The 6482-nt window shown below is 70.5% G+C and carries 5 protein-coding genes and 1 pseudogene; 4 read left to right on the top strand and 2 right to left on the bottom strand.

What is annotated here, in order from left to right; all coding sequences use genetic code 11:
• Positions 1-1303: C40 family peptidase (locus tag EAD96_RS01220; RefSeq protein ID WP_121682972.1), on the bottom strand; the 1303-nt coding region annotated here is incomplete at its 3' end.
• A 267-nt stretch (positions 1304-1570) separates the two neighbouring features.
• Here EAD96_RS01220 and mqnE point away from each other — a divergent pair.
• The 3 genes from mqnE to EAD96_RS01205 are packed head-to-tail and all read left to right on the top strand — an operon-like array spanning position 1571 to position 3475.
• Positions 1571-2740: an aminofutalosine synthase MqnE gene (gene mqnE, locus EAD96_RS01215; protein ID WP_120572110.1), complete on the top strand. Its 1170-nt coding sequence runs from the start codon at positions 1571-1573 to the stop codon at positions 2738-2740.
• A 7-nt stretch (positions 2741-2747) separates the two neighbouring features.
• Positions 2748-3176 (top strand): hypothetical protein, encoded by a 429-nt coding sequence (locus EAD96_RS01210; protein ID WP_120572109.1) that lies wholly within the window; start codon positions 2748-2750, stop codon positions 3174-3176.
• 26 nt (positions 3177-3202) lie between these two features.
• Positions 3203-3475, top strand: coding sequence for a DUF4229 domain-containing protein (locus tag EAD96_RS01205; RefSeq protein ID WP_091414468.1), 273 nt, complete (start codon positions 3203-3205; stop codon positions 3473-3475).
• A 72-nt stretch (positions 3476-3547) separates the two neighbouring features.
• Here EAD96_RS01205 and EAD96_RS01200 read toward each other — a convergent pair whose 3' ends face one another.
• Positions 3548-4888: a C39 family peptidase gene (locus tag EAD96_RS01200; protein WP_121682971.1), complete on the bottom strand. Its 1341-nt coding sequence runs from the start codon at positions 4886-4888 to the stop codon at positions 3548-3550.
• A 205-nt stretch (positions 4889-5093) separates the two neighbouring features.
• Here EAD96_RS01200 and EAD96_RS01195 point away from each other — a divergent pair.
• Positions 5094-6416, top strand: a pseudogene (locus tag EAD96_RS01195) (M14 family metallopeptidase); the annotation flags it as partial.
• Positions 6417-6482 lie beyond the last annotated feature (66 nt).

The raw sequence follows: 6482 nt of genomic DNA, 5'->3' as shown, positions 1-6482 counted from the left end.
GCGGCGGCGCCGGGGTGGCCGGGGCGGGCACGGCGCCGATCACCCGGGTCGCGGCGTAGAGCCGGGACCAGCGGACCACCGAGATCTTGACGACGTCGCCGGTCCGCGGCGCCTCCACCATCTTGCCGTTGCCGATGTACATGGCGACGTGGTGGACGCTGGTCCAGCTGCTGCCCGAGGCGAAGAACAGCAGGTCACCGGGGAGCAGGGCGTTCGGCGAGACGGTGCGGGAACGGGTGGCGAAGTACTGGTCCTTGGCGACGCGGGGCAGGCCCCGGTAGCCGGCCGCCTGGTAGGAGGCGAGCATCAGGCCGGAGCAGTCGAACCGGTCCGGGCCCTCGGCGGCCCACAGGTAGGGGTCACCGAGCTGGGCGAGGGCGTAGCGCACGGCGGCGAGCGCCCGCGGGTCCGCCACCAGGCCGTCGATGCCCTGGTCGACCACGTACGAGGTGCCGAGCCGCTGCTCGGCGGCGTCGGCCAGGCGCTCGATCTCCAGGAGCTTGGCCGCGTTCTCCTTGCGCAGCGCGACGAGCGCGGTCTCCTGCTTGCGCAGGTCGGCCTCGGCGCGGGTGAACTCGGCGGCCTTCTCGGTCGCCCGCCGCTGGGCCGACTCGTGCGCCTCCCGCGCGATCCGCTCGGCGCTCGTGGCACGGAGGAGTTCGCCGGTCACCGACGTGGTGGCGCCCTCGGCCTTGTCGCCCCGGGTGATGCGCTGGAGGTTGGCGAACTCCCGCAGGCTGGCGCCGAACTCGCCCGGCGGCAGCGCCGCGTCGGCCTTGACCGCGTCGGCGGCGGCGCTCTTGGCGTTGTCCTGGGCGCGGCGGAGCGCGTCCACCGCCTCCGTGAGCCGGGCGGCGGACTGGGTCAGCTCGGTCTGTGCGGCGTCCCGCTCGGTCTTGATCCGGAGCAGTTCCTCGCCCAGCAGGGTGACCCGGGCGTCGAGCTGGTTGATCTGGGCGATCAGTGGGCCGTCGGCCGGGTTGGTCACGCCGGTGGTGGCACCCGCGCCGGGCAGGCCCGGGACGGTGACACCGGGCAGACCCGGGACGGTGCCGGGCAGACCCGGGACGGTGCCGGGGAGGCCGGGGACGGTGCCCGGCGCGCCGGGAACGGTGCCGGGCACGCCACGGACGCCGCCGGACGAACCGGGCAGTTGCAGGGGGCCGGTGACCTGGGGCCGGGAGCCGGTGTCGGGCACGACGTCGGGCAGCGGGTCGGCCCATGCGGGTGTGGCGAGCGCCGCGGCCGCGACCGCCCCCAGGAGGGCGGACCAGAGCGCCGGGCGCAGGATCGGTGAGATCACCGGCTGCCGTCCTCGTCGCCGTCGGGCCTTGGTGCTGTGAGCCATACCGCTCCCCGTCCGGTCTGGGGTCCGTCACGCGTGCTTGGGGCGTGTCGGGACAGGACGGCCCTGGTGTGTGTTCCGCCCCACCCTGTCTTACCTCACCGTTGCGACGATGTCGATGTGCGGAGCGTGACGACCGGTGAACCGGCGCGACCACGTCGGCGGCCGGTCGGGCCCGCGACGTACGCTCGATCGGGAACCCAGGTGGAAGGACGTGGCTTTCGGATGGACGCCGGACTCAAGCGCGAACTCGAGGCGAAGGTGTACGCGGGGGAGCGGCTGACCCGCGAGGACGGCATCGCCCTCTACGCCAGCGACGACCTGACCTGGCTGGGCCGGCTGGCCCACCACAGGCGTACGGAGCTCAACGGCGACCGGGTGATGTTCAACGTCAACCGGCACCTGAACCTGACGAACGTCTGCTCGGCGTCGTGCGCGTACTGCTCGTTCCAGCGCAAGCCGGGCGAGAAGGACGCCTACACGATGCGTATCGACGAGGCGGTCCGCAAGGCCAAGGAGATGGAGGACGAGCAGCTCACCGAGCTGCACATCGTCAACGGCCTGCACCCGACGCTGCCCTGGCGCTACTACCCGAAGGTGCTGCGCGAGCTGAAGGCCGCGCTGCCGAAGGTCAACCTCAAGGCGTTCACCGCGACCGAGGTGCAGTGGTTCGAGAAGATCAGCGGGCTCAGCGCCGACGCGATCCTCGACGAGCTGATGGACGCCGGCCTGGAGTCGCTCACCGGCGGTGGCGCGGAGATCTTCGACTGGGAGGTCCGGCAGCACATCGTCGACCACAACTGCCACTGGGAGGACTGGTCGCGCATCCACCGGCTGGCCCACTCGAAGGGCATGAAGACGCCGTCGACCATGCTCTACGGCCACATCGAGGAGCCCCGGCACCGGGTCGACCACGTGCTGCGGCTGCGTGAGCTGCAGGACGAGACCGGCGGTTTCCAGGTCTTCATCCCGCTGCGCTACCAGCACGACTTCGTCGACTCGGCGGACGGCAAGATCCGTAACCGGATCCAGGCCCGGACCACGATGGCCTCCCCGGCCGAGTCGCTCAAGACGTTCGCGGTCTCCCGGCTGCTGTTCGACAACGTGCCGCACGTCAAGTGCTTCTGGGTCATGCACGGGCTGTCGGTCGCGCAGCTCTCGCTGAACTTCGGCGTCGACGACCTGGACGGCTCGGTCGTGGAATACAAGATCACCCACGACGCCGACTCGTACGGCACGCCGAACACGATGCACCGCGACGACCTGCTGCACATGATCTGGGACGCCGGATTCCGTCCGGTCGAGCGGAACACCCGCTACGAGATCGTCCGCGAGTACGACGGTCCGCCGTCGCTGGCGGAGCGCCGGTCCGAGCCGCAGCAGGTCTGGGCCTGACCTGGCGATGAGCGACGAGGAACAGCAGCGCGGCTTCCCCCGGCGCGACGCCGAGGGGCGCATCCTCACCCTCGGTGACCTGCTCGGGGTGAGCCTCGCCGGCCTGGTCATCGGGGTGCTGGCGCTGCTGGTCTTCGAGTTCGCGTTCGCCACGGTGGGCGACAGCGGCTTCGGGGGTACGAACGGCTGGCTCGCGGTGATCCTGCCGCTCTGGCTGTTCTGGGACGAGTTCCGGGCCTGGGAGTTCGGGGCTGCCCGGGTGGTGGCCGCGCTCGCCGGGCTCGGGCTCGGCGTCGTCGCCGGTCTGCTGGTCGCGGGCCTGGCCTCCGGGCTGCCCGCACTGTTCACCGGCGCGTCGGCCGCGGCGGTGTTCACCGTGGTCTACGCCGTCATCTGGTTTCATGGCGTGCACTGGCTGGCCCGGCGTACGGGCTGAGGCACGGAGAGAGTGGGAATGCGGGAATGAGCGCGGCGGTCAAGTACACGCTGGGCCGGGTCGGGCTGTTCGTCGCCGTGCTGGCAGCCCTCTGGTTCGTCGAGATGAACATGTTCCTGCGGCTGATGGTGGCGCTGATCTCCTCGGCCGCGCTGTCGTTCTTCCTGCTGCGCAACTGGCGGGACGAGATGGCCGGGGAGATGGCGGAGGCGTCGGAGCGGCGTCGCGCCGAGAAGGACCGGCTGCGTACCGCGCTCGCGGGCGAGGACGAGCCGGACGCCGAGCGCCGCGACGGCTGAGCGGACGAACGAGAGGGCCCGGCGCCGGAGATGGCGCCGGGCCCCTCGCCGTTCATCGGTCGGCCGAGCCGTTCACCAGTTGGTCGAGCCCGGGACGACCGGCCACGGCCGGTCGGCCGGCTTGATCAGGTACGCGATGCCGCCGGAGCCGGAGGCGACGGTGCCGTTGGCCCGGTAGCGCTTGGTGCGCAGCCAGATCTGCTCGAACTGCTCCCGCTTGTAGACGTTGCGGACCGCGTCGTTGGACGAGGACGCCGGGTCGTTGACGATCACGTCGCCGTCGGCGGTGAAGCCGACGATCACGAACAGGTGCCCGGAGGTGCCGTAGTTGGCCCCGTCCAGCTCGCTGGCGAGGAACGACTGCGAGGTCACCACCGGGATGCCCGCCCTGATGAAGCGTTCCGCCTCGTCCAGCGAGTGCAGCCGGGTGACCCGCGCCTCCAGGCCGGGGAAGCTCGACGCGTACGCGGTGTTGAACGGCCAGTTGCCGGCGCCCTCGTACTCGTAGTCGTAGGTCATCCGGGCGGCGTGGTCGACAGTGGGGTCGGGGTAGGTGGGGTCGACCCAGGAGGTGTCCTCGGCCGAGGGCTTGCGACCCCAGTACTCGACCACCATCTCCGTCGAGGTGGGCGAGCACCACGCCTCACCGCCGCCGTCGTACTCGGGGTACTCGCCGATGTGGATGTTCTGCGAGTAGCGCGGCACGGCCAGCTCGGTGCCCCAGGCGATGCCGCCCCGGCTCGGGGTGACGGTGAACCGGTCCGGCACGTTCGACGCCATCGCGCCGACCATCCGGACCTGCGGCGCGGCGGCCTGACCGGGCGCGCGGTAGAGCGTCAGCCGCAACTGGTACGAGCGCAGCAGCACCCCGGCGTCGGCGTCGTCGATCGAGAACGTGTCGGTCCAGATGCTCGACCACGGGTCGCCCTGGCCGTCCAGCGTGGAGCGCTTGATGTCCTGGTCGCCGGAGGCCCAGCGGCCCATGACGTACCACGGGGTCTGCGCCCCGGTGTTGTACGTGCCGTGCAGCTCGACCTGGATCCAGGTGCCGGCCGGGGTGGCGGCGTTCCACGACGCGACCATCTCGGTGGCGTCGAAGCCGATCCGCCGCTCGGGCGAGGTCCAGGTGGCGTACTCCCAGGTGCGGGTCGTGCCGGTGTGCTCGTCGGTGAACTCGGTGGTGCCCGCCGGGCGGTCGATGGTCAGCGCCGGGTGGCGGCCCGGTACGGCGCGGGTGCCCTGGTGGGTGCCGGTACGCCAGTCGGGGAAGCGGGAGAACTCCTGAAAGGTGATCTGTTCGTCGTGTGTGACGCCCGGTCGCGCGGCTTGCGCCTGGACCGGTGCGCTCGTGGCGAGGAGGGTGAGCGCGGTGAGGCCGGCGAGGGCGGCCGCGCGCATGGGTCGTCCGAACATGGCAGCTCCACAGGGAGACGGCATCGTTGCCGTTCACTGTCGCGCTTGGCGGGAAGTTTCGCCAGATGTTCAGGCATAGAAAATCATTGCCGAAGTGACGATCAGGTCGGGATGGCTAAAGAGAGAGACAGATATTGATATGACCATGTGTCTCCTGGTGGAGTGTGCGGACAACGGGATCTCCCGTACCCCCAGGAGGTTGTCCATGGCCTTCCGCACCTCTCCGCTCCGCCGCCGGCTGGCGCTCGCCGCCGCCGTCGGCCTGACCATCGTCCTCACCGCGGCCGCCGCGCCCGCCGTGGCCCGGCCCGCGCCGGAAGGCTCCGGTGAGCCGGCCACCGTGGCCTACCGGGTGCTCGGCCCGCGTACGGCGGCCGACCGCACCGCCGTCGCCTCCACCGGCGCCGCGATCGACTACTCCGAGCACGGCGTGCTGCACGTCACGGCGACCAAGGCTGAGGCGAACGCGATCACCCGGCTCGGATTCCGGCTCGAGAAGGACGTCGTGCCGGAGCACACCCACGCCGACGGGGGCATGACCGCGAACGCGTTCCCGCCGGCCGACTCGAACTACCACGACTACGCCGAGCTGACCGCCGTGGTGAACAAGGTGGTCGCCGACCACCCGACGATCGCCCGCAAGCTCAGCATCGGCACGTCGTACCAGGGCCGGGACCTGATGGCGGTGAAGATCTCCGACAACGTCGCCACCGACGAGGCCGAGCCGGAGATCCTGTTCAACGCCCAGCAGCACGCCCGTGAGCACCTGACCGTGGAGATGGCGATCTACCTGCTCAACCTCTTCACCGACAACTACGGCAGCGACTCCCGGATCACCGGCATCGTCAACTCCCGGGAGATCTGGATCGTCCCCACCGTCAACCCGGACGGCAGCGAGTACGACATCGCCACCGGCTCCTACCGCTCCTGGCGCAAGAACCGGCAGCCCAACAGCGGTTCGACAGCCATCGGCACCGACCTGAACCGCAACTGGGCCTACCAGTGGGGCTGCTGCGGCGGCTCGTCCGGCACCAAGTCGTCGGACACCTACCGCGGTCCGTCCGCCTTCTCCGCCCCGGAGACCGCGGCGCTGCGCAACTTCGTCAACAGCCGGGTCGTCGGCGGGGTGCAGCAGATCAAGGCCAACATCGACTTCCACACCTACTCGCAGCTGGTGCTCTGGCCGTACGGGTACACGTACAACAACACCGCCACCGGGATGAACGCCGACCAGTACAACACCTTCGCCACCATCGGGAGGCAGATGGCGGCGACGAACAACTACACCCCGGAACAGTCGAGCGACCTCTACATCGCCGACGGCACCAGCATCGACTGGATGTGGGGCGCCCACAAGATCTGGGCGTACACCTTCGAGATGTACCCCGGCTCGGCCTCCGGCGGCGGCTTCTACCCGCCGGACGAGGTGATCCCGGCGCAGACCTCACGCAACCGGGAGGCCGTGCTGATCCTGTCCGAGTACGCCGACTGCCCGTACCGGGCGATCGGAAAGCAGAGCCAGTACTGCTGACCTCACCACCGGGTGGGAACCCCGGTTCCACCCCCGCCGGGGTTCCCACCCGGTGGTGAGGTC

Origin of the sequence: Micromonospora sp. BL1, assembly GCF_003667485.1 — a bacterium.
In the GTDB taxonomy this organism is placed as follows: Bacteria; Actinomycetota; Actinomycetes; order Mycobacteriales; family Micromonosporaceae; genus Micromonospora; species Micromonospora tulbaghiae.
Note: the sequence above shows the minus strand (reverse complement) of the source record. Positions and strands in the feature narration are given on the sequence as shown.